General features: G+C 62.7%; 16 protein-coding genes. 3 read left to right on the top strand and 13 right to left on the bottom strand.

Annotated features, from left to right (window positions below; translation table 11 throughout):
• Window positions 1-54 precede the first annotated feature (54 nt).
• The 5 genes from BLW80_RS23255 to BLW80_RS23235 form a co-directional block, all read right to left on the bottom strand.
• Window positions 55-1,335, bottom strand: coding sequence for an ABC transporter substrate-binding protein (locus BLW80_RS23255; RefSeq protein ID WP_093761094.1), 1,281 nt, complete (start codon window positions 1,333-1,335; stop codon window positions 55-57).
• Between the two features lie 61 nt (window positions 1,336-1,396).
• Complete coding sequence (locus tag BLW80_RS23250) at window positions 1,397-2,470, bottom strand: branched-chain amino acid ABC transporter permease (RefSeq protein ID WP_093760128.1); 1,074 nt, start codon at window positions 2,468-2,470, stop codon at window positions 1,397-1,399.
• A gap of 5 nt (window positions 2,471-2,475) precedes the next feature.
• Complete coding sequence (locus BLW80_RS23245; RefSeq protein ID WP_092148213.1) at window positions 2,476-3,369, bottom strand: branched-chain amino acid ABC transporter permease; 894 nt, start codon at window positions 3,367-3,369, stop codon at window positions 2,476-2,478.
• A 10-nt stretch (window positions 3,370-3,379) separates the two neighbouring features.
• Entirely contained in the window at window positions 3,380-5,311 is a 1,932-nt protein-coding gene (locus BLW80_RS23240) for a long-chain fatty acid--CoA ligase (RefSeq protein WP_093760125.1), read from the bottom strand.
• Window positions 5,308-6,129: an ABC transporter ATP-binding protein gene (locus tag BLW80_RS23235; RefSeq protein ID WP_093760123.1), complete on the bottom strand. Its 822-nt coding sequence runs from the start codon at window positions 6,127-6,129 to the stop codon at window positions 5,308-5,310. The genes BLW80_RS23240 and BLW80_RS23235 overlap by 4 nt, the downstream gene beginning before the upstream one ends.
• 228 nt (window positions 6,130-6,357) lie before the next feature.
• Here BLW80_RS23235 and BLW80_RS23230 point away from each other — a divergent pair, with 228 nt between their 5' ends.
• Window positions 6,358-7,032 (top strand): Crp/Fnr family transcriptional regulator, encoded by a 675-nt coding sequence (locus BLW80_RS23230; RefSeq protein ID WP_093760121.1) that lies wholly within the window; start codon window positions 6,358-6,360, stop codon window positions 7,030-7,032.
• 197 nt (window positions 7,033-7,229) lie between these two features.
• Here BLW80_RS23230 and BLW80_RS23225 read toward each other — a convergent pair whose 3' ends face one another.
• From BLW80_RS23225 to BLW80_RS23195, 7 genes are all read right to left on the bottom strand, one after another.
• Entirely contained in the window at window positions 7,230-7,925 is a 696-nt protein-coding gene (locus tag BLW80_RS23225) for an ABC transporter ATP-binding protein (RefSeq protein WP_093760119.1), read from the bottom strand.
• Window positions 7,925-8,689: an ABC transporter ATP-binding protein gene (locus BLW80_RS23220; RefSeq protein ID WP_502688629.1), complete on the bottom strand. Its 765-nt coding sequence runs from the start codon at window positions 8,687-8,689 to the stop codon at window positions 7,925-7,927. Before BLW80_RS23220 ends, BLW80_RS23225 begins: the two co-directional genes overlap by 1 nt.
• Entirely contained in the window at window positions 8,686-9,999 is a 1,314-nt protein-coding gene (locus tag BLW80_RS23215; RefSeq protein ID WP_093760117.1) for a branched-chain amino acid ABC transporter permease, read from the bottom strand. Before BLW80_RS23215 ends, BLW80_RS23220 begins: the two co-directional genes overlap by 4 nt.
• Window positions 9,996-10,943 (bottom strand): branched-chain amino acid ABC transporter permease, encoded by a 948-nt coding sequence (locus tag BLW80_RS23210; protein WP_068738207.1) that lies wholly within the window; start codon window positions 10,941-10,943, stop codon window positions 9,996-9,998. Before BLW80_RS23210 ends, BLW80_RS23215 begins: the two co-directional genes overlap by 4 nt.
• Before the next feature lie 202 nt (window positions 10,944-11,145).
• Entirely contained in the window at window positions 11,146-12,378 is a 1,233-nt protein-coding gene (locus BLW80_RS23205) for a branched-chain amino acid ABC transporter substrate-binding protein (RefSeq protein WP_093760115.1), read from the bottom strand.
• A 128-nt stretch (window positions 12,379-12,506) separates the two neighbouring features.
• Entirely contained in the window at window positions 12,507-14,951 is a 2,445-nt protein-coding gene (locus tag BLW80_RS23200) for a CaiB/BaiF CoA-transferase family protein (protein WP_093760113.1), read from the bottom strand.
• A gap of 61 nt (window positions 14,952-15,012) precedes the next feature.
• Complete coding sequence (locus BLW80_RS23195) at window positions 15,013-15,849, bottom strand: uroporphyrinogen-III synthase (RefSeq protein WP_093761090.1); 837 nt, start codon at window positions 15,847-15,849, stop codon at window positions 15,013-15,015.
• 145 nt (window positions 15,850-15,994) lie between these two features.
• On the opposite strand from BLW80_RS23195, the gene purU reads away from it, so the two are divergent.
• Window positions 15,995-16,855, top strand: a complete 861-nt coding sequence (purU, locus tag BLW80_RS23190) for a formyltetrahydrofolate deformylase (protein ID WP_089268114.1) — start codon at window positions 15,995-15,997, stop codon at window positions 16,853-16,855.
• A gap of 33 nt (window positions 16,856-16,888) precedes the next feature.
• On the opposite strand, the gene BLW80_RS23185 is transcribed toward purU, so the two are convergent.
• Complete coding sequence (locus BLW80_RS23185) at window positions 16,889-17,155, bottom strand: hypothetical protein (RefSeq protein ID WP_139285897.1); 267 nt, start codon at window positions 17,153-17,155, stop codon at window positions 16,889-16,891.
• A 283-nt stretch (window positions 17,156-17,438) separates the two neighbouring features.
• On the opposite strand from BLW80_RS23185, the gene BLW80_RS23180 reads away from it, so the two are divergent.
• Window positions 17,439-20,573, top strand: coding sequence for an autotransporter outer membrane beta-barrel domain-containing protein (locus BLW80_RS23180; RefSeq protein ID WP_170849771.1), 3,135 nt, complete (start codon window positions 17,439-17,441; stop codon window positions 20,571-20,573).
• Window positions 20,574-20,860: the final 287 nt, after the last annotated feature.

The raw sequence follows: 20,860 nt of genomic DNA, 5'->3' as shown, positions 1-20,860 counted from the left end.
CCACCCCTGACCCCTCCCCGCAAGGGGAGGGGAACATCGGCGTCCTAGTTCAAACTACCACCCATGCCATTCCGGCTTGCGCGGCAGCTCGACTGTCTTGACCTTCTCGAGCTTGATCGTGCCCTTGGCCATCAGGTCGTTCAGATCGCCATCGGTCGCGCCGGAAACCTTCGAGCGATACAGATCGACCTTGGTGGTCGGGCGGTGATCTTTGTCGGTCCAGGTCGAGGGATTGCAGACGCCCTCCATGCCGGCCGGCACCCAGTCCTTCTTCTGGTAGAAGCCCTTGGCGACGTTCTCTCCGGTGGCGCCGCCGTTTTTCGCGGCCCAGTCCAGCGCTTCCTTCATGTAAAGCGAGGTGCAGACGGCCGCGATGTAGTGCACCGGGCGATAGATCTTGCCCGACGGGTCGGAGATCTTGGAAATCTCCTGCACGGTCTTCATGCCTGGCGCGTTGCCGCCCCAGCTCACCGCCGTGCGCAGCGGGAAGATCACGCCGTCGGCAGCATCGCCTGCGGCCTTTGCGGCGTTCTCGTCCATGCCCCACACATTGCTCATGAATTGTACGTCGACGCCGGCGGCCTTGCAGGCCTTCATCACCGAGATGTTCGAAGCTGCGGTGTTGCCGAGATAAGCGTAGTTGGCGCCGGCGCTCTTCAGACTGAGGCACTGCGCGCTGTAGTCACCGGGCGCGAGTGCGAAGACCAATGGCGGCAGGACTTCAAAGCCGAGTTCGGCAGCAAGCGCTTCACCAGCCGCTTTGGGCGCGTTGGGGTAGGGATGGTTGGCGCCCATATGGACATATTTCGGCTTGCCTGACTTGCCCTTGGACTTCCAGTCTTCCGCTGCCCAGGTCAACTCTGCGCGCAGCGCGTCCGAATAGGACGGGCCATAAAAGAAATTATAGGGCGCGGGCTTCGCCTTGCCGCCGGCACCGGTCGGGTCGGTCAGTGCCGCCGAGTAGGAGCCCGAGATATCGGGGATCTTGTCCTGTGCCAGGAATCCGGTGAGCGCTTCGGTATCTGCCGTGCCCCAGCCCATGATCGCCGCGACCTTGTCAGCGCCGGACCACTTCTTGTACAGCGCGATGGCGCGGGGCACCTGATAGCCGTAGTCGTTGCTATCGAGATTGACCTGCTTGCCGCCGACGCCGCCATTCTTGTTGATCCAGGCATAGGTATCGACCACGCCCTGGCCATACGGCGTGCCGACGTCGGACGTTCCGCCCGAATAATCGGCAAGATGGCCGACGGCTATCTGCGCCTGCGCACTGGCGGACACCCCCGCAATGAGAAGGGCAATGGACGCGGACGTTAGAAATGATTTCATCGTCATGAGCATTCTCCCGTTGGATTTTATATTTTTGTGGTCTCGTGTCGTCCATCCTGTTCAAGCGTCAATGCGAGAACGGGTAGAGTTTCCAGTAGGTCTTGATCTGCCGCCAGCGATGCGCGAGCCCGTCCGGCTCGAACACCAGAAACGCGATGATGACGAGGCCGATGGCGATCTCGCGCAAAAATGTGAGGTTGTTGTTGAGCGCCAGCGCCTTGTCGATGACGCCGCCCTTCAGCTCCATGCTGATCCATTCCATCGCTTCCGGCAGCAGCACGACGAAGGCCGTGCCCATCAGCGTGCCCATGATCGAGCCGGTACCGCCGATGATGACCATTGCCAGGAACAGGATCGAGCGCTCGATGCCGAAACCCTCGTTGGAGACCACGAGCTGGTTATGCGCGTACAGTGCGCCGGCGATGCCGGCGAAGAACGCCGCGAGGCCGAAGGACAACGTGCGATATTTGGTGAGATTGATGCCCATGATCTCGGCCGAGAGATAGTGATCACGCACAGCCACCAGCGCGCGGCCGTCGCGCGAGCGCATCAGGTTGGTAACCAGCAGATAGCTCGCCACCACATAGGCCAGCACCACATAGAAATACTGCCGGTCGCCGCGCAGCGTATGGTCGAAGATCGAGAACTCTTTGGCCGTCGCCGGCACCGAGCCGCCGCTGAACCAGTCGGCGCGGGAGAAGAAGTCGAGCAGAATGTATTGCGCGGCCAGCGTGGCGATAACGAGGTACAGCCCTTTCAACCGTGCCGCCGGCAGGCCGAAAATGAGTCCCACGATGGCCGTTACCGCGCCGGCGATGGGAATCGAGAAAAACACCGGGATTGGATAGCGGTTGGAGATATAGGCCGAGGTGAAAGCGCCGAACAGGAAGAAGGCGGCGTGGCCGATGGAGATCTGGCCGGTAAAGCCGACCAGGATGTTGAGCCCCAGCGCCGCGATGCCGTAGATGCCGATCGTGATCAGCTGGCTGAGCCAGTATTCGCTGAGCAATTGCGGCGCGAAGCAGATCAGCACCACGCCGAGGATCGCCGCGTTGCGGCTGGTGGTGGTCGGAAAGATTGTGGTGTCGACCGCATAGCTGGTGCGGAAGTCGCCGGCCGGGATGAGGGAGGGACTGGCCATGATGCTTACACCCTCTCGATGTCTTTGGTGCCGAACAGGCCGTAAGGCTTGATCATGAGAATGATGATGAGGACGTAGAACGGCGCCACTTCATAGAGATTGCCCCAGTGCAGATATTCGCTGTCGATGAACTGCGCGAAGTTCTCCAGAAGCCCGATGATGATGCCGCCGACCACCGCGCCGCCGATACTGTCGAGACCGCCGAGGATGACCGCCGGAAACACCTTGATGCCGTAGATCGACAGGCCGGATGACACGCCGTTGACGACGGCGACGACGACGCCAGCGACAGCGGAGACCATCGCCGAGATCGCCCAGGCCATGGCGAAGACCGTCTTGACGGAAATGCCGAGCGATTGCGCCACCTGCTGATTGAACGCGGTGGCGCGCATCGCCAGGCCCCATTTGGACACTTTGAAGAACCACGCCATGCCGATCATCATCGCGACGGAGACAACCAGGCTCATCACATAGACGGTCTGGATCTGTAGGCTACCGATCGTCACCGACTGGCTGGTGAAGACGCGCGGGAACGGCTGCGGGTTGACGCCATAGATCCACTTCAGCGCCGCCTGGAACACGGCGGACAGCGCGATGGTCACCATGATCACCGAGATGATCGGCTCGCCGATCAGCGGGCGCAGGATCACGACCTGCACGAGGATGCCGAAGGCGAACATGAACACCAGGGTCATCGGCATGCCGAGCCAGAACGGCACCTGATATTTGGTCAGCAGCGTCCAGCACACCCAGGCGCCGATCAGCAGTAATTCGCCTTGCGCGAAGTTTACGACTTGGGTGGCTTTGTAGATCAGCACGAATGACATTGCGACCACGCCATACAGCGTGCCGACCACGAGGCCGTTGACCAGAAGCTGGAGGAGGAACTGCGTGTTCATGCTGACGGTCTCATTCAGCGGCCTGTGCCTGAGCTGCATCCCGCGCCATGTCCACCACGACCAACCGTGTGCGGATGCGCTGGGATGTGCCGTCCTGGAAGCGGATCGTTGTATCGACGGGGATATCCCGGGCGCCGCCATAGATGCCGTCGATGATATCGGCGTATTTCTCGTTGATGACGCTGCGGCGGACTTTGCGGGTGCGGGTCAATTCGCCGTCGTCGGCGTCGAGCTCCTTGTAGAGCAGCAGGAACTTGGCGATGCGCTGTGCGAGCGGCAGTGTGGAATTGACCGTCTCGACTTCCTTCCGGATCATCTCGTACACCTCTGGCCGCGAGGAGAGGTCGGTATAGGTCGTGAACGAGATGCGGTTCTTCTCGGCCCATTTCGAGATGATCGAGAAGCGGATGCAGATCATCGCCGCGAGCGCATCGCGGTTATCGCCCAGCACCACCGTCTCGGCGATATAGGGCGAGAATTTCAGCTTGTTCTCGATATATTGCGGGGAGAAGCGCTCGCCGCGCGCGGTCTGCGCCAGATCCTTGATGCGGTCGATGACGACGAGCTGTTTGGCGTCGTTGAAATAGCCGGCGTCGCCGGAATGCATCCAGCCGTCACGCAAGTCGGCCGCGGAGGCCTCGGGCGATTTGTAATAGCCGAGGAACATATTGGGGTGCCTGACCACGATCTCGCCAACGCCCTGCACATCGGGATCGCGGACTTCGATCTCGATGTCACTGCCCATGGCAATGCCGGTGGTGTCGGGATCGACGGCGTCCGGCGGATGCAGCGTGAAGGCGCCGAGTGTTTCGGTCTGGCCATAGAGCGTGCGCAGCGGCACACCCATGGCGCGGAAGAATTTGAACGTATCGGGGCCTAGTGCGGCGCCGCCGGTGGCGGCCGAGCGCAGCCGTGTGAAGCCGAGCCGATCGCGCAGGGCACGGAACAGCAGCGTATTGGCTACGGCCGAGCGTTTGCCTTGCGCGAGTGCGGACAGGCCGGACTTCATGCCGATCTCATACAGGCTCTGCTTCAACGGCGACGAATCCATCACCCGGGCACGCACATCGGCCGCGATGCCTTCCCAGACCCGCGGCGCGAACAGCACGAAGGTCGGCGCGATCTCCCGGAAATCGTTCATCATGGTGTCGGCCTGCTCGACGAAGTTGACCTTCATCCGGCTCAGGAGGCCTTTGCCGAGCGCATAGACCTGTTCCATGATCCAGGGTAGCGGCAGCACCGAGACATATTCGTCGTCCGGTCCCTTGGGATCGAAGGAGAGATACACCGCGCAATGGCCGAGCACGCGGCCTGCCGCGAGCATCGCCAGCTTCGGGTTGGATGTGGTGCCTGACGTGGTGCAGAGGATCGCGACGTCCTCGCCCTTGGTCGCATCGACCAGCTGATCGTAGAGGCCCGGCTCGCGCGCCGCACGGTCGCGGCCCATCTGGGCGAGCCTGTCGGCTTCCAGCAGCCGTGGGTCGTCGTATTTCCGCATCCCGCGCGGATCGCTGTAGACGATGTGCTTCAAAGCCGGGACGCGGTCGGCGAGGGTCAGCAACTTGTCGACCTGTTCTTCATCCTCGGCGAACACGATCTTGGCTTCGCCGTAGTTGAGGAGATAGGCGGCCTCCTCATCCAGTACGTCGCGATAGAGACCGAGGCTCATCCCGCCGATGGCATGCGCGGCGATCTCGGCAGCGACCCAGTCCGGCCGGTTATCGCCGATAATGCCGATGACGTCGCCACGGGCTATACCGAGCTCGACCATGCCAAGCGTGAAATCCTTCACCCGGGCATGGTAATCGTTCCAGGTGAACTCCCGCCACAGGCCGAAGTCCTTTTCGCGCAGCGCGATTTCGCTGCCATGTTCTTTGGCGTTGAGGCGCAGCAGCTTCGGATAAGTATCGGCCTGTTTGACGCGTCCGGCATAGTCCATCATGCGGCACTCTCCGCAGCGATAGGCGCATGGTCGGGATCGACGAGGGCTTCGTCTTCTTCACCGAGATAGGCGCGCTTGACGTGCGGATCGGCGAGCACGGCAGCCGGATCGCCCTCGGCGATCTTGCGGCCGAAATCCAGCACCATCACGCGATGGGAGATGTCCATCACGACGCCCATGTCGTGTTCGATCATCATCACCGTCATCCCGTATTCTTCGTTGAGATCGACGATATAACGCGCCATGTCTTCCTTCTCCTCGAAGTTCATGCCGGCCATCGGCTCGTCGAGGAGGATAAGGTTCGGCTCCAGCGCCATCGCGCGGGCGAGTTCGACGCGTTTGCGCAGACCATAGGGAAGGGTGCCGGCGGTCGCCTTGCGCACGCTCTGCAGATCGAGGAAGTCGATAATCTCCTCAACCTTGCGGCGATGCTCGAGCTCTTCCTTGCGTGCGCCGGTCAGCCAGTACAGCGAGCCGGTGAGGAAGTTGTTCTTCAGGAGGTGATGGCGGCCGACCATGATGTTGTCGAGCACGCTCATATGATGAAACAGCGCGAGGTTCTGAAAGGTGCGGCCGATGCCGAGACCGGGGCGGGCATTCGGGTTGAGTCCGGTGATATCCTTGCCGTGATAGAACAGCTGGCCTTCGGTCGGGCGGTAGCGGCCCGAGATGCAGTTGACGATGGAGGTCTTGCCGGCGCCGTTCGGCCCGATGATCGAGAACAGCTCGCCGTCATTGACAGCGAAGCTCACATCGGTGAGCGCGCGAACGCCACCAAAGCGCAGTGACACCCCGCGCACGTCCAGAGCAACCGCCACTCAAATCCTCCCAGATACGGCGCTTGTCGCGCTCTTTATCGACGTTCCTCGGATGGTCCCGAGCCTATATCGCCCGGTCACGCTAAGCCATTCTACTAATGACCTTTCGTGATGGTCTTCCCTACGTCAAATCGGTATCCTGAAATGTCTCGCGGCGGACAATCTGCCTGCCAATTTGTCGCGCGAGCGTTCTTTTGCGCTGCAACATTCGAAGTGAAGCCGGACCCTATGATTGCTGCAGATCATCTCAAGCGCATCGCGGCGTGGGCGCGGGACCTGAACGAAAAGGAGATCGAGGTCGCGCGCGCCGGCATCGTCGAGAAGTCGTTCAAGGCGAATGAATTCGTCTGCATGCGCGGTGACCAGTTCGAATACTGGACCGGCGTGGTGAGCGGTCTGGCGAAGATCGGCACCATCTCACGCAGCGGCAAGGAGGTCAGCATCACTGGTCTCACGGCCGGCGCATGGTTCGGCGAGGGCAGCGTGCTGAAGAACGAACCGCGACGTTACGACATTGTGCCGCTACGCGACTCCAAGCTGGCATTCATGGAGCGCCCGGCATTCATGTGGCTGTTCGAGAACAGTGTCGGCTTCAACCGCTTCCTGGTTTCGCTGTTGAACGAACGGCTCGGTCAGTTCATCGCACTGACTGAATATGGCCGCAGGCTCGACGCCACAGGACGCCTCGCGCGCTGCATTGCCTCGCTGTTCAACCCGATCCTCTATCGCGACGCGACCAGGCATCTGGACATCACCCAGGAAGAGCTCGGTGCCATCAGCGGCATTTCGCGGCAGAGGGCGAACCAGTGCCTGCAGACGCTGGAGAAGGAGGGTCTGCTGCGGCTCGAATATGGCGGCGTGACAGTGGTCGATCTCGAAAAGTTGGGTAGCTACGGCGACTAGGCCGTGGCTAGGACGCAGCGGTGGCGCGTTTCCTCTCCCCGCTTGCGGGGAGAGGGTGGCCGCGCGAAGCGCGGTCGGGTGAGGGGGACTCTCAGCGGGCTCGAAGCATGTGGAGATTCCCCCTCACCCGACGCCCGCATGCTTCGCATGCGGACATCGACCTCTCCCCGCAAGCGGGGAGAGGTAAGGAAGAGCGTTCAGACTTCCAGCCATTCCCTGCGCACGGCGTCATTGGCCTTGAGTTCGGCGGGCGTGCCTTCGAACACGATACGGCCGTGGCCCATCACATAGACCCGGTGCGAGATGCGCAGCGCGATCGACAGCTTCTGTTCGACAAGCAGGATCGCCACGCCGCGGCGTGCGATCTCGGCGATGAGGTCGCCGACCTGCTGCACGATGATCGGTGCAAGGCCCTCGGTAGGCTCGTCGATCATCACCAGTTCAGGATCGCCCATCAGCGTGCGGCAGATCGTCAACATCTGCTTCTCGCCGCCGGACAGCACGCCCGCTGCGGTATCGGCGCGCGCGGCGAGGTTCGGAAACATGCCGAGCATGTCATCGAGCTTCCACTTGCCGGGATGACGCGGATCCTTGATCCCCAGCATCAGGTTCTGCCGCACCGTGAGGCCCGGAAAGATGTCGCGATGCTCCGGCACATAGCCGAGGCCGAGATGCGCGATCCTGAAGCTCGGCAGGCCGGCGATATTGGTGCCTTTGAAGGTGATCGTGCCGTGCGGCGGCACTTCACCCATGATGGCCTTCACGGTGGTGGAGCGCCCGACGCCGTTGCGGCCGAGCAGGCTGACGACCTCGCCGGCATCGATATGCAGATCGACGCCCTGCAGGATGTGGCTCTTGCCGTAATAGGCGTGCAGGTCCTGAACTTGGAGCATCACGCCACTTCCTCGCCGAGATAGGCTTCCTTGACCTTGGGATTGCCGCGGATTTCCTCCGGCGTGCCCGAGGCGATGATCTGGCCGTAGACCAGAACCGAGATGCGGTCGGCGAGGCCGAACACCACGCTCATGTCGTGCTCGACGATCAGCAGCGTGCGGCCTTCGGTCAGCCGCCGGATCAGTGCCACGGCACGCTCGGTCTCGGCGTGACTCATGCCGGCCGTGGGCTCGTCCAGCAGGATAACGTCGGCGCCGCCTGCAATGGTGATACCGATTTCGAGCGCGCGCTGCTCGGCATAGGTCAAAAGACCCGCGGGCACGTCGCGGCGCGATACGAGGTTGATATCCTGCAGGATCTGCGCGGTGCGGTCGCGCACCTCGGGCAGGTTGTCGACATTCTTCCAGAACGCGTAACGATGGCCGGTGGCCCAGAGTACGGCGCAGCGCAGGTTCTCCCACACGCTCATCTTGGCAAAGACGTTGGTGACCTGAAAGCTGCGCGACAGCCCGCGGCGGTTGATCTGGAACGGCGGCAGGCCGGAGATCACCTGATCGCGCAGCAGGATGCTGCCGACTGATGGCTTCATATAGCCTGATATCAGATTGAACAGCGTCGACTTGCCGGCGCCGTTGGGGCCGATCAGCGCGTGGCGTTCGCCTTGGGCGACCGTCAGGTTGACGTTGCGGATCACGGAGGTGATGCCGAAGGTCTTCTCGACGCCGCGCAATTCAATGGCATTGCTCAGATTATTCCGGCTCATGCGGCCACTCCCTTCTCGCGCGCGGCGGTCAGGGCGTCGTCCCAACTGCTGGCGACGCGCGCCCATGTCTTGCGCGCAATCACGAAGCCGCCGATCAGCAGCACGGCGGCAACGGCCCAGATCGCAGGGTTCGCTGCATCGAATGGAATCCCGAAGGCTTTGATGTGTGAATCCTCGCCGGGATTGACGGTGAAGTGGACGGTGGTCTCGATCGCCAGCATCAGGCCGGTGATCATCGCCAGCGTCGGTACGAAGGCGACGAGATAGCTCGGCAGCACGCGGCTGAGCGTGCCGCCTTTCAGCAGCGGTCGGTGCATCATCAGCAGTCCGGTGATGCCGCCGGGCGCGAACATCACCACGGCGATGAAAATCAGACCGAAATAGAGCTGCCAGACCTGCGTGAGATCGGAGAGGCCGAGCGACAGCAGCGTGACGAAGATCGCGCCGACGATCGGACCGATGAAGAAGCCGACGCCGCCGATATAGGTGGCGAACAGCACGGTGCCCGATTGCACGGCGCCGAGATAGGCCGAATTGGCGATTTCGAAATTGATCGCGGCCAGCGCGCCCGCTATGCCGGCGAACAGGCCGGAGAAGCAGAAGGCGATATAGCGGATGATATGCGGGTCGTAGCCGACGAATTGCACGCGTTCGGGATTGTCGCGCACGGCGTTGCACATGCGCCCGAGCGGCGTGCGGGTGAGGGCATACATGGCGATGACGGCGATCAACGTCCAAGCCGCGACCAGATAATAGATCTGGATCTGCGGGCCGAAGCTCCAGTCGAACAGACGAAGCACCTTGGTGCGGTTGGCGGAGACGCCGGCTTCGCCGCCGAAGAAGGTGCGCAGGATCAGCGCCGAGGATGCGACGAGTTCTGCGACGCCAAGCGAGATCATCGCAAAGGCCGTACCGGAGCGCCGCGTCGACACCCAGCCGAGCAGCATGGCGAAGACGAGGCCAGCCGCGCCGCCGACCAACGGAACGAGCGGTAGCGGGATCGCAAACTTGTTCCTGGCGATGATGTTGATGGCGTGGATCGCGAGAAAGCCACCGAGGCCGTAATAGACGGCATGGCCGAACGACAGCATGCCGGTCTGGCCGAGCAGGATATTGTAGGACAGCGAGAAGATGATCGAAATGCCGATCAGGCTGAAGGTGGTTAGCGATCCGCCCGATGAAAACAGTTTCGGCAGCACCAGCAGCGCCAGCGCGGCGCCGATCCAGATGCCGTAGAACTTCAGCCGGTCGGAGGCGGCAGGGCGGGGCGGCGCGATGGTTGCCGGAATTTTGGCGGTGGCGTCGCTCATGTGTCGCGTGTTCCCAGCAGGCCCATCGGGCGGAAGATCAGGATCAGCACCAGCAGCAGATAGGGCATGATCGGTGCGATCTGGGCGACGGTGACGTTCCAGATATCGGAGAGCCAGGTAGCGGCATAGTCGGGGCTGAGCGGGCCGAAGGCGCCGGCCAGCGAGCCGTTCATCGATACGGCAAAGGTCTGCACGAGGCCGATCAGCAATGATGCGATGAAGGCACCGGGCAGCGAGCCGAGGCCGCCGACCACCACGACGACGAACAGGATCGGACCAAGCAGACCGGCCATGTTGGATTGCGTGACCAGCGCCGGGCCTGCGATCACGCCGGCGACGGCGGCGAGCGCAGTGCCGACGCCGAACACCAGCATGAAGATGCGCCCGACATTGTGCCCGAGATGGCCGACCATATGCGGATGGGTCAGCGCCGCCTGCACGATCAGGCCGATCCGCGTGCGCTTCAGCACTACCAGCAATCCGATGAAGATCACGATGGAGACGACCAGCATGAAGATCTTGAAGGCCGGATAGTTGGTGGAAAACAGCGTGAAGGCCGGGAAGTCGAGCAGCGGCGGTACGCGGAAATCGACCGGGCTCTTGCCCCAGATGATCTGCACGATCTCCTCGATGGCGAAAGCAAGTCCGAAGGTGAACAGCAGCTCGGCGACGTGGCCGTTCTTGTGAACGTGACGCAGGCCGTAGCGTTCGACGGCGGCACCGAGCGCGCCGGCCAGCAGCGGTGCAAGGATCAGCGCCGGCCAGAAGCCGAACCAACGGCTGATCTGGAAGCCGAAGAAAGCGCCGAGCATATAGAAACTGGCATGGGCGAAGTTCAGTACGCCAAGCATGCTGAAGATCACCGTCAGGCCTGAGGCCATCAGGAACAGCAGCATGCCGTAGAGGACGCCGTTGAGCGTGGAAATGACGATCAGTTCAAGCACGAAGTATCTGCCTCTCGGGTGAGGAGTGTGCCGGAGTGCGGCGGCGTCTTAACCTCTCCCCGCTTGCGGGGAGAGGTCGGATTGCGCAGCAATCCGGGTGAGGGGGAGGCAGTGAGTGAAACTGAGAGTCCCCCTCATCCGTCCCGAACTTGCTCTGCGAGTTCGGTCCACCTTCTCCCCGCAGGCGGGGAGAAGGCAGGGCTTACGGCCGTTCCATCTTGCAGGTGGTCGGCAGCACCGTCTGCGGCGTGTCGATCTTCGCGGCCAGCTTCCAGCCCCAGCCGGTCTTTTCCTCGTCGAACGGCTCCTTGTCGGTGCGCTCGCCGAACGAGGCGATATACATCGGCTGGAAGAACTGATGGTCGTCCTTGCGCATATTGCCCTTGCCGCCGTCGAACACCTCGAACTCCATGCCTTCGAGGGCTGCGGCCACCTTCACCGGATCGAGCGACTTGGCCTTCTCCGCCGCGGCGGCGAACATGCGCATCTCGTTCACGGCGCGCGGATAGAACAGGCTGAAGTCATACTTGGCGCGCAGTGCCTTTTCGAACACGTCGGCCGAGGCGTGGCCGAGATTCGGGATGCCTTCGGCGATCTGGAACACCTGATGGTTCAGGCCGGCCTGCTTGATGGCGGTCGGGCCACCGGTGCCGCCGGCGTAATAAGTGAACCAGCTCACCTTCAGGCCTGCGTCCGCCGCAGCCTTCAGCAAGAGGGCAAAATCCTGACCCCAGTTGCCGGTGATGACGCTATCGGCGCCGGAGGCCTTGATCTTCGCGATGTAGGGCGCGAAGTCGGTGATCTTCAGCAGCGGATGCAGTTCGTCGCCGACGATCTTCACGTCGGGCCGCTTGGCGCCGAGCATGGCGCGCGCCTGGCTGCGCACCGACTGACCGAACGAGTAGTCCTGATTGATCAGGTAGACGTTCTTCACCGCAGGCACGGTCTTGATGTAGTTGGTGAGCGCTTCCATCTTGATGTCTGAATTGGCATCCCAGCGGAAATGCCAGAAGCTGCATTTCTCGTTGGTCAGAACCGGATCGACGGCGGCATAGTTGAAGTACAGGACTTCCTTGCCGGGATTGCGGTCATTGAACTTGGTGACGAAATCCGACAGCGCACCGGCGACCGACGAGCCGTTGCCCTGGGTGATGTAGCGAATGCCGCCATCGATCGCCTTCTGCGCCTGGATCAGGCTTTCCTGCGGATTGGTCTTGTTGTCGAGGGGGACGATCTCGACCTTCTTGCCGAGAATGCCGCCCTTGGCGTTCAGCTCATCGGCGAGAAACTGGAAGGTCTTGAGGCCGACTTCGCCGACGCTGGCGCCGCCGCCGGAGAGTGGATCGATATAACCGATCTTCACGGTCTCCTGCGCCATCGCCGAGCCGCCGAGCATCGGCAGCGCAATGGACGCAATGAGGGCTAGTTTGCGCATGGTGTTTCTCCCTGGAAGCATTTGTGCTGGCCGTTGTCGCGACGCCGAATCTTTTGATCCATCCGTCGCTGGCCTTATGCCGGGAGTGTGAGCCAAGGCGGTAGAAGCTGCAAGCCTCACTTGCTGCCTCACTTGGTCGTAGGCGCGGCCTTCGCTTTCTTGGATATCGCAGCGTCGCCAATGATTTCCGCGGCGCGCAATTCGTCGATTTCGGTGGCGTTGAGGCCCAGGAGATCGCGCAGGACTTCCTCATTGTGCTGGCCGAGCGTCGGCGCCAGCCGGGTGATCGGGTAGGGCATTTTTGCACTGCCTTCGCGATAGGCAACGGAGGGCAGCAGATGCGGGCCCATAAATACCTTGGTCACAGGCTGCCAATGTCCGACTGCGAGCAGGTGCGGATCCCCGGCCAGATCGAGCGGCAGTCGCGCGGTACCCGCGGGCACGCCGGCGTCCTGCAGCGTCACCATGGCCAGATCCGGCCGCACGGTCGTCGTCCAATGCCGGACCGCGACCTCGATACGGTCCTCTTCAGCGCGGCGTCCCTCGGCTGTGGCAAGTGCGGCGTCATCGGCCAGGTCAGTGCGATGCATGACCTTGCACAGCGCCCGCCATTCGTCGTCGCTGCGCACGGCAATGGTGATCCACTGATCTTCGCCGAGACACGGGAAGCAACCATTCGGCACGAAGCGCGGATGCCGGTTGCCGATGCGCGGGCCGGATTTGCCGGTGGCTGATTGCTCGATGACCGAGGGTGCGACAAGAGGCAGCAGGGCTTCCGTCGCACTGAGATCGATGTGTTGGCCGAGGCCGGTATTCTTCTGATGCATGAAGCCGAGCATCAATGCCGCCGCAGCACTGACGCCGCCGAAGGGATCACCAAGCGCGGCATGCAGCATGGTCGGCGGATCGCCCTCACGCCCGGTCACTGACGGCAGGCCGGAAGCTTGCTCCAGCGTCGAGCCATAGGCACGCACGCCGCTCCATGGACCGGTCATGCCGAAGGCGGGCATCGTCACCACCACGAGACGCGGATTGATCTTGTGCATCGCCGCCGCATCGAGGCCCATGCGCGGCAGCACGTCGGCGGCATAATTGTCGATCACAGCATCGGCGCCGGCGAGCAGTTGTTTCAGCAGCTCCTTGCCGCGCGAATTGGTGAGATCCAGCGTGATGCCGCGTTTGTTGCGGTTCATCTGCTGAAACCAGTAGATCTTCTCGTAGGTGCGTTCCGGAAAATACGGGCCGCGCGGATCGGTGCCGCGAAACCAGTCCGGATATTGGCAGGACTCGACCTTGATGACGTCGGCGCCGAGATCGCCCATCTGCCGCGTGGCCGATGGACCGGCCCAGCCCATGGTGAGATCGATAATGCGCAGGCCCTTCAGCGGCTGCGGATCGTCAGGTGTTGCCTGCCGCGTGGCCACGCGCCGATGCGCGGGCAGGGCGTCGATTGTGTCATCGCCGGCAAATGGCGCGCGGCCATTGGGCTTCGGCCGCGAGCCGGTTAGCGTTTGCGGCAGCACCGGCGCATCGAATGATGCCGTCCCGATGTCGACCTTCGCGAAGGCGCCGCGGTCGCGGTAGTATTGCTGCTTCAGCAGCGTCTCCATGTCCGGCACGACAGCGAGCGGAAGACGCAGCTTGATGCCCATCTCGAACCATTCGTTGGCGCTCTTGTGCATCAGGATGGGCTGGAAGATATCGAACAGCGCCTTCGAATTATTGGTGCGCGCGAGACCGTCGTTGAACTGCGGCTCTGTCTCCAGTTCGGGAAGGCCGAGCATCACGCAGAACGCAGCCCATTGCGCTGGTGTCACGACCGTGATGCCGAGCCAGCCGTCTTTGGTTGGGAAATTGCCGACGGGATAGCCGCGGCCGAAGCGATTGATGGCCATGCGCGGCCGCGTGAAGCCGACTTCCAGTGCGAGACCGGTGTCGAATTCGCTGATCTGCAACATCGCTTCATGTGCGCTGACGGCAAAGCGTCGTGCGCCGGTGTTGCGACCATACATGCCGGCCAGCGTCGGGATGAACGCAGTGAGGCCGGCCATGACAGCGATCTGTCCGTCGCGCGGCAGCACCGGCGGGCCTTCCTGCGCACCGACCAGTTTCACGCTGCCGGACAGGCTGCGACAAACGGAGTCCGTCGTCTGATAATTGCTGTAGAGGCCGTGTTCGCCGAACCACGAGATCGCGGTGATCGCGAGGCCCGGTTGCTCCTTGCGTAGATCATCATGCGTCAGGAGTGAGCTCGGAATCTCCGAAGGCGCGCGCGCGTCGATCAGCAGGTCGCATGTCGCAAGCAATGCGCGGATACGCGCGACATCATCGGCCTTATCGAGATCGGCGATGACACTGCGCTTGTTGGTATTCAGCCAGGCGAAATATCCGCTCTCGCGGCGGCCATCGCCGGCATCGACGAGCGGCGGATAGTGCCGCGCAGGATCGCCGCCAGGCGGTTCGATCTTGATGACCTCGGCGCCGAAATCGGAAAACAGTTTGCCGCAGTAATCCAGCGTGTCGCCGGATCCGATTTCCGCGACACGCAAATCCGATAATGGCAAGTTTGGCATTTCCGCCCGATCATTTTTTTATGTGTCGGGGCATCATGTCGAGATGTATGCGGGCGTCAAGTCATTCGGCGCGCGCTGCAGCCTTGTCGAGCGCGATCGACATCGCCGAGATCAGCGGCTTCATGAAGAACGCATCATTGGCCGGAGTGATGTCGGCTTCGAGGCCGTATGATTTCAACTCGTCTGACACGACAGGGCCGACCGACGCGATCGGTGTCTTTGCAAGTGCACTGCGCAATTGATCCTCGCGGCCGTGCGCCTTCGCAGCATCGACGAGACGACGCACCTGACCCGAACTCGTCAGCGCGATGGCATCGACGCTGCCGGCTTCCATTTCGTCGATGGCCGAGAGGATGTTCGTTTCAGCAGCCTTGGAGTCGTAGACGTAAGGCAGCACCGTATCGACCTCGGCGCCGCAGGCGGTGATCGCTGATATCAGGACGGTGTGGTCCTTCTCGGGATAGAGCTGCAGGCCGAGGCGATGGCCTTTGAGATCGAGCCGCGACAGCATTTCGGCGACGCCTTCGGAGGTCGGCTTCTCGGTGGTGATGTCAGCCTCGAGGCCGATCTCGCGCAAGGCGCGCCCGGGCTTCGGTCCGCGGGCGAATTTGCGGGATTTACCGACTGCGGCGACGAACTCTTTTTCGATGCCGCGTTGACGCACGATTTTCATCATCCGGCGAAGCCCTTCGCCGGTCATTAAAACGAGGTCGTCGAACGGGTTAGCAATGAATCGGCCGATCCAGGCCTCGACCGGGGCGGAATCCGGCGCGTCCTCGATGGTGAACATCGGACATTGCAGCACATTGGCGCCCTGTTCGGTCAGCAGCCGGGAGAATTGCGCTTCCTCGCGGGTCTCCAGGATCAGGATGCGATAACCGTTGAGCTTGTCAGCCATATCCGTTTTCTGCCTGTTTTCGTTCGTTAATTCGCTGGCAATGACGTCCATATTGCAGCGCGCCAATTGGATTGGCGCAAGGCCGCCGCGGATGATAGAGCAGGGCCTCGATTTCCGGTTCACTTGAAGCAGATCAGCCCGTCCCATGTCCCATCAATTCGTCCTGACCCTGTCCTGTCCAGATCGCCCCGGCATCGTGTCCGCTGTATCGACCTTCCTGGCCCATAATGGCCAGAATATTCTCGATGCCCAGCAGTTCAACGATGTCGAAACCGGGCACTTCTTCATGCGCGTGGTGTTCAACGCCGCCGACGTGAATGTCGGTCTGGCGGCGCTGCAGACCGGCTTCGGGGCCATCGCCGAGCGCTTCAAGATGGACTGGCAGATGCGCGACCGGGCGACGCGTCGCCGCGTCATGCTGCTGGTGTCGAAGTCCGATCACTGCCTCGTCGATATCCTGTATCGCTGGCGTACCGGCGATCTCGACATGATCCCGACCGCGATCGTCTCGAACCATCCGCGCGAAGCCTTCAAGGATCTCGATTTCGGCGACATCCCGTTCCACCATATGCCGATCACCAAGGAGACCAAGCGCGAGCAGGAGCAGGCGATCTGGGATCTGGTCGGCACGACCGAGACCGAACTCGTGGTGCTGGCGCGTTACATGCAGATTCTGTCCGACGAGATGTCGGCGAAACTCTCCGGCAAGTGCATCAACATCCATCATTCGTTCCTGCCGGGCTTCAAGGGCGCGCGGCCCTATCACCAGGCGCACGCGCGCGGCGTCAAGCTGATCGGCGCCACCGCGCATTACGTGACCAGCGATCTCGACGAAGGTCCGATCATCGACCAGGACGTCGAGCGCATCAGCCATCGCGACACGCCGGAAGAACTCGTGGCCAAGGGCCGCGACATCGAACGCCGCGTGCTGGCACGCGCCATGCGCTATCACCTTGAGGATCGCGTGATCCTCAACGGCATGAAGACCGTTGTTTTCATGAACTGAGCGACGCCGTCGCGGCGCCGCACGATAGCGCGATCAGCGAACGGCTTCTGCAGAGGGTGATGTGGCGGGGTCCGGCCCAGTCATGGCGCCGGACTGCTGCTGCTCGTGCCGCTTCGCATAGGCTTCGTATTCAGGAGAGCCCGGACGCGGCGGCGCGTCTGCTGGCAGGCCGCCAGCCCATGCCGGGATTAGGTCGGCCATGCCGCCGGCCATGAATGAACTGATCGAGCCGCAACCGCCAAGGCTGCAGGACAGCAGCACAACACAGACGAGGGCGGGAACGCGGCGGGCTACTGGCATGGTGGCAACATCATTTGAGGCGGTCTGCGGAATATAGCAGATCTGCGACGGGTTTTGCCGAGAATTGAAGGCAAATCAATGGTCGAATATTACCGAGCGTGGCCGGGCGGCCTCAGTGTTCCGGCAATCTCGCTGCCAAAAAGCCGGCCAGCTCGTCCAGTCGCTTGCGGTGAGAAATAATGAGGCGACGACGCGGTAGCATCATGCCATATTGGATTCGAGTGCATGAACTCACCGCGCTCTCTGCGTTAAATTGCAACGGGTGGCGGGTAGGATGCGGGTTTTGAATCAACGAGTGGCGCGCTGCTGGCTCGCCCGCCTTGTCACCGCAACGGCGCTGGTCCTGACGACGCTGCCGGTGGCAGCGCAGGACGCCACATGGCTGAACGCCCCCGGCAGCGGCGACTTCAACACGGCAGCGAACTGGGGTCCGGCCGCGGTGCCGACCGGCACCGCGTTCTTCGGCACGTCCGGCGTCGCCGCGCTGTCGTTTTCGGCCTCTACGACCCTCGGCGGCTGGACCTTCAATGCCGGTGCTTCGGCTTACAGCTTCACCGTCGGCAGCAGTCTCTTTTTCGTCGGCGCCGGCATCGTCGTCAACGGCGGCTCAGTCGACATCACCAACAACAGCGTCATGACTTTCGCCAACTCCAGCACGGCCGGCAGTGCCACCATCGCCAACAACTTCCAACTGCAATTCATCAACACCAGCACGGCCGGCAACGCGGCCATCACCAATGGCGCGGCGGGTACCACGGATTTCGGCGGATCGACCGGCCCCCTTGGCGACAACAAGCTCAGCGCCGGCTCGATCAACGGCGGCGGCACTTTCAGACTGGGCCAAAACGAACTGACGGTCGGTGGCAACAACCTCTCGACCAACGTCACCGGCGTCATCGCCGACGGCGGCACCGGCGGCTCGCTGGTGAAGACCGGCGCCGGCACGATGATCCTGTCCGGGATCAACACCTACACCGGCGGCACGACCTTTGCCGGCGGCACCATCAGCGTCGCGCAGGATGCCAACCTCGGCGCTGCAGCGGGTGCGCTGACCTTCACCGGCGGCACGCTGCAGACGACTGCCGGCTTTTCATCGGCGCGCAGCATTGCTTTGGGCACTGGCGGCGGCACCCTGCAGGTCGATACCGGCACTCTCGAACTGTCCGGCAATATCGCGGACAGCGGCGGGACGCCTGGCGCATTGACCAAGACCGGCGCCGGTACACTGTCGCTCACCGGCAACAGCATTTATACGGGCGCCACCAATATTCTTACCGGCACGCTGCTCGCGAGCGGCTCGCTCAGCCCGGACAGCGCCTATACGATCGCGGCCGGCGCCACGCTGGCCCTCGACAGCCCGTTCCAGTTCATCGGCTCGCTGGCCGGCGCCGGCAACGTGACCAATGCCAACGCCGCCGATGCGGTTCTGGTCGTCGGCCTCAACAACAGCAGCACGACCTTTGCCGGTGTGATCCAGGATGGCGCGGCGGCGAAGATGTCGCTGTGGATCGACGGCACCGGCGTCACGACACTGACCGGCGCCAACACCTATACCGGCGGCACCGCGATCTGCTTCTGCTCGACGCTGCAGATCGGCAATGGCGGCACCACCGGTTCGATTGTCGGAGATGTCACCAACGGCGGCACGCTGATCTTCAATCGCTCGAACTTCTACAGCTTCGACGGAGTCATTTCCGACAGCGGCGCGGACCAGGGCAAACTGGTGAAGACCGGTGCGGGCAACACCGTGCTGAGCGGGATCAACACCTATACCGGCACGACGACGGTCGACGTCGGCACGCTCAGCGTCAACGGTTCGATCGCATCGTCGTCGCTGACTACGGTGAATCCAGGCGGCACGCTCGGCGGCAACGGTTTTGTCGGCGACACGCTGATCAATGGCGGCACGCTGGCGCCGGGCAACTCGATCGGCACGCTCAATGTCACTGGCAGCCTGACGATGACGGCGGCATCGACCTATCTGGTGCAGATCTCCGGAGCATCATCGGACAAGACCATCGTCACCGGCACCGCGACGCTGGCCGGCAAGGTCGCGGTCGATCCGCTGGCGCGCATCGCCGCGACGACGACCTATACGATCCTGACTGCCGGCACGATCAGCGGCAGCTTCGACACGACAACCCTGCTCAACAACTTCGCGCGCAATGCGCGGCTGAGCTATGTGGGCAACGACGTGTTGCTGACCGTCGATCCCGGCCTGCTCAGCCCGAACCTGCCGGACAGTGCCAGCCGCAATCAGAAGGCCGTCGCAACCGCCATCGACAATGCGCTGGTGAGCGGCGGCACGATGCCGAGCCAGTTCAACGCGCTGTTTGCGCTCACCGGCGACGCGCTGCGCAACGCGCTGACGCAGACCTCGGGCGAAACCGCGACGGGATCGCAGCAGACGACCTTCAACGCCATGACGCAGTTCATGGGCATGATGACCGATCCGTTCAGCGCGGGCAGGGGATTCGATGCGCCGGGCGCGATGGGATATGCGGATGCGCGCAAGCCGCGTGATGCCTTCGCGATGTTCACCAAGGCTCCGTTGGCGAAGTCCCACGATCCACGCTGGAGCGTCTGGGCGTCGGGCTTCGGCGGGTCGCAGACCACCGACGGCAATGCGGCGACGGGATCGAACACCGCGCGCAGCAGCATCGGCGGCACCGCCGTCGGCGCCGATGTGCTGTTGTCGCCGAACACGGTGGCCGGTTTCTCGCTTGCGGGCGCCGGCACGAATTTCTCCGTGGCCAATGGCGGCAGCGGTCATTCGGACATGTTTCAGATGGGCGCCTTCGTGCGCCACAGCGTGTCGTCTGCCTATATCACCGCCGCGGCCGCCTATGGCTGGCAGGACATCACCACCGATCGCATCGTGACCGTCGCCGGCCTTGATCGCCTGCATGCGCAATTCAATGCGAATTCCTATTCGGCGCGGGTCGAAGGCGGTAACCGCACTGTGAGTTCATGGCTCGGCGGCGTCGGCGTGACGCCCTATGTCGCCGCGCAGGTGATCGCATTCGACCTGCCGTCCTATACGGAAACCGTCAATGGCGGCGCCAGCACCTTTGCGCTGAACTACGCGGGCAAGACAGTGACATCGACCCGCAGCGAACTCGGCCTGCGCACCGACAAGTCCTTCGCCGTCAACGATGCGATCCTGACGCTGCGTGGCCGCGCGGCGTGGGCGCATGACTTCAACAGCGATCGCAGCGTGGCCGCCACGTTCCAGTCGCTGCCCGGCGCATCGTTCACGGTGTCCGGCGCAGCGCCGGCACGCGATGCGGCGCTGACCACCGCGTCGGCCGAGATGAGCTTCATCAGCGGCTTCTCGCTGGCAGCGACATTCGAGGGCGAGTTCTCGGACGTCACGCGCAGCTATGCCGGCAAGGGCGTTGCGCGTTATACGTGGTAGCAGGTGCCGAGGGCGCGGTGCGCTGCGCGCATTCGTTCGGCGAAATCTGAAAATAATCCTTGACGTCATTCCAGTTCAGATTATATTCCCTTGCATCCCGTCCCACTTTGAGGGGCGTTGCCAGGGACGCTTGTTAGCGCGGGGCGGGATGTGGCGCCTGCGGGCGGGAGGGAGACGTTCCCTCACGCACTCGGGAGGCCTTGGGTCACCGTCCGGCCCCACTACGGGGGTCTGCCACTCATGCTGGCTGGACGTGGCATTGGTGAACGGCGGGAAACCGTCGGGAT

The sequence above is a fragment of the Tardiphaga sp. OK245 genome (assembly GCF_900108575.1).
GTDB lineage: Bacteria > Pseudomonadota > Alphaproteobacteria > Rhizobiales > Xanthobacteraceae > Tardiphaga > Tardiphaga robiniae.
The sequence above is the reverse complement of the archived record's forward strand: the minus strand, read 5'-3'. Positions and strand labels throughout refer to the sequence as shown.

Excerpts from the sequence above, each read along its gene's own strand:
- BLW80_RS23215 (WP_093760117.1), bottom strand. The coding sequence starts at position 9,999 with ATGAGCGACGCCACCGCCAAAATTCCGGCAACCATCGCGCCGCCCCGC.
- BLW80_RS23200 (WP_093760113.1), bottom strand. The coding sequence starts at position 14,951 with ATGCCAAACTTGCCATTATCGGATTTGCGTGTCGCGGAAATCGGATCC.
- BLW80_RS23250 (WP_093760128.1), bottom strand. The coding sequence starts at position 2,470 with ATGGCCAGTCCCTCCCTCATCCCGGCCGGCGACTTCCGCACCAGCTAT.
- BLW80_RS23225 (WP_093760119.1), bottom strand. The coding sequence starts at position 7,925 with ATGCTCCAAGTTCAGGACCTGCACGCCTATTACGGCAAGAGCCACATC.
- BLW80_RS23240 (WP_093760125.1), bottom strand. The coding sequence starts at position 5,311 with ATGATGGACTATGCCGGACGCGTCAAACAGGCCGATACTTATCCGAAG.
- purU (WP_089268114.1), top strand. The coding sequence starts at position 15,995 with ATGTCCCATCAATTCGTCCTGACCCTGTCCTGTCCAGATCGCCCCGGC.
- BLW80_RS23205 (WP_093760115.1), bottom strand. The coding sequence starts at position 12,378 with ATGCGCAAACTAGCCCTCATTGCGTCCATTGCGCTGCCGATGCTCGGC.
- BLW80_RS23195 (WP_093761090.1), bottom strand. The coding sequence starts at position 15,849 with ATGGCTGACAAGCTCAACGGTTATCGCATCCTGATCCTGGAGACCCGC.
- BLW80_RS23245 (WP_092148213.1), bottom strand. The coding sequence starts at position 3,369 with ATGAACACGCAGTTCCTCCTCCAGCTTCTGGTCAACGGCCTCGTGGTC.
- BLW80_RS23255 (WP_093761094.1), bottom strand. The coding sequence starts at position 1,335 with ATGACGATGAAATCATTTCTAACGTCCGCGTCCATTGCCCTTCTCATT.
- BLW80_RS23185 (WP_139285897.1), bottom strand. The coding sequence starts at position 17,155 with ATGCCAGTAGCCCGCCGCGTTCCCGCCCTCGTCTGTGTTGTGCTGCTG.
- BLW80_RS23230 (WP_093760121.1), top strand. The coding sequence starts at position 6,358 with ATGATTGCTGCAGATCATCTCAAGCGCATCGCGGCGTGGGCGCGGGAC.
- BLW80_RS23220 (WP_502688629.1), bottom strand. The coding sequence starts at position 8,689 with ATGAGCCGGAATAATCTGAGCAATGCCATTGAATTGCGCGGCGTCGAG.